The sequence below is a fragment of the Pricia sp. genome (assembly GCF_041745955.1).
In the GTDB taxonomy this organism is placed as follows: domain Bacteria; phylum Bacteroidota; class Bacteroidia; order Flavobacteriales; family Flavobacteriaceae; genus Pricia.
In genome coordinates, this window is sequence record NZ_JBGTHY010000079.1 from 1 (window position 1) to 1,875 (window position 1,875).

General features: G+C 46.2%; 3 protein-coding genes. All 3 read left to right on the plus strand.

The features are described 5' to 3' along the window. The coding region (locus ACEW8S_RS02595; RefSeq protein ID WP_373516625.1) for a DUF420 domain-containing protein at positions 1–465 on the plus strand (465 nt) is incomplete at its 5' end. Positions 466–469: 4 nt separating this feature from the next. Continuing rightward, on the plus strand, positions 470–703 hold the full coding sequence (locus tag ACEW8S_RS02600; protein WP_373516626.1) for a hypothetical protein: 234 nt from the start codon (positions 470–472) through the stop codon (positions 701–703). Positions 704–823: 120 nt separating this feature from the next. Beyond that, positions 824–1,875: ABC transporter permease (locus ACEW8S_RS02605; protein ID WP_373516627.1), on the plus strand; the 1,052-nt coding region annotated here is incomplete at its 3' end.

Below are 1,875 nucleotides of genomic sequence, written 5' to 3' on the forward strand. Positions count from 1 at the left end.
GTTGTGGTTGCGGTATTGTTCACTGTCAAGATACCGAATGTTGAGCGATTAGGCTTTTTGCCACCGATATATGCTTCGCTAAATGCACTGACCGCATTCCTTTTGGTCATTGCCCTTTGGGCTATCCTGAACGGTAAACGCCGGATGCACCAATATCTGATGACGACTTGCATAGGGTTGTCGGTGTTGTTTTTGATGATGTATATAGCGTACCACATGACTTCCGAATCTACATCCTTTGGCGGGGAAGGGGCTATTAGTTATATATACTTTTTTATTTTGCTCTCGCATATCATTTTATCCATAGTCATAGTCCCCTTGGTGCTTAAAACTTACACGTTTGCCTATCTGAAAAATTTTAAAAGTCACCGAAAGTGGGCGAGGATTACCTTTCCCATTTGGTTGTATGTGGCGATTAGCGGGGTAGTGGTCTATTTGATGATTTCCCCATATTATGTAACTTGAGCGTATGAAAAAGACTGTTTTGGTTGTCATAGGAATTCCATTTTTCTTATTTCCGGAGGTAACGGAAGCCCAATGTGCCATGTGCCGGGCCGTACTGGAAAGTGATGGCAATGTTTCGACGGCCGAAGGCATAAACAATGGGATTGTCTATCTTATGGCCATGCCTTACCTTGCTATAGCCATACTGGGTTATTTTGTGTATAAAATGATGAAGCCAAAAACCGCCCAAGAAGTTTAACATTTTTTTAGGGTCTTTGGATGTAACAAGACTTTTTTTAATCCGTCTCTTATAACACGGTAGTCCCCGTCGTATTCATCAATCAATGAGCCTCTCGCAGGTTCGGAAATCACCGACTTCATGTTCGACATCGAAAGGTGGCAAGAAATTTTCGATACCATCCGTAAAAATAGATTACGGACTTTCCTCACGGGGCTTTCCGTAGCTTCCGGTATATTCATCCTCGTAATTTTATTGGGCTTCGGCCAAGGCATGCGCAATGGCATCGCCGAGGAATTCGAAAGCGATGCTTCGACCAGTATCTGGGTCTGGGCGGGAGTTACATCCAAAGAATACAAAGGCTTGAATCCCGGTCGACGGATACAGTTTCGCAATAGGGACTATAGGTCCGTTGTCGACCAGATGGGAGGCAACATTGAGCATGCATCCCAATTCGCCTATATCGATAGCGCGACCACGACCTATGGCGACGAAGCGTTGATATATCGGGTCTTGGGAACATCGGCGGGGTCACAGCCCATAGAGAACGCTACGATACATGAAGGTCGTTTCCTGAATTATCTAGACCAAGAACGGCGAAACAAAGTGGCCGTAATCGGTAAGGTCATAAAAAAGGATGTCTTCGATAAAGTGGATACCCCCATAGGTGAAACCATCAAGATCGGTGGTGTACCCTTCAAGATCGTTGGTGTTTTTGCCGATAGGGCAGGCGAACGGGAAGAAGACCGGATCTTTATTCCCTATACCACGGCACAGCTGGTGTTCAATGGTGGCGATCGGTTGGGACAGCTGGTATATATGCTCCCGCCAAGGGAAAATTTTGAGGATGCCGTGGCACAGTCCGTTACCTTTAAAAATGAACTCCGTGACTATTTGAACGCTGCCCACACGGTCGCTCCCGATGATGAAAGTGCCGTAGGAATATGGAACCCCATGGAAGAGGCGAAACGCTTTTACACCCTATCCAACAACATGAAACTTTTCTTTTGGTTTGTGGGCATCTGTACCATTATTGCCGGGGTGGTCGGGGTAAGCAATATCATGCTTATCGTGGTCAAGGAACGTACCCGAGAAATCGGTATTCGAAAGGCACTTGGCGCCAAACCTTGGGAGATTGTAGGTATGATCTTGCACGAATCCGTATTCATAACCGCCATTTCGGGCTTTGCGGG

What these genes read in the sequence shown, in the direction of transcription:
- ACEW8S_RS02600 (WP_373516626.1), top strand. Translation starts at nt 470, where the DNA reads ATGAAAAAGACTGTTTTGGTTGTCATAGGAATTCCATTTTTCTTATTT.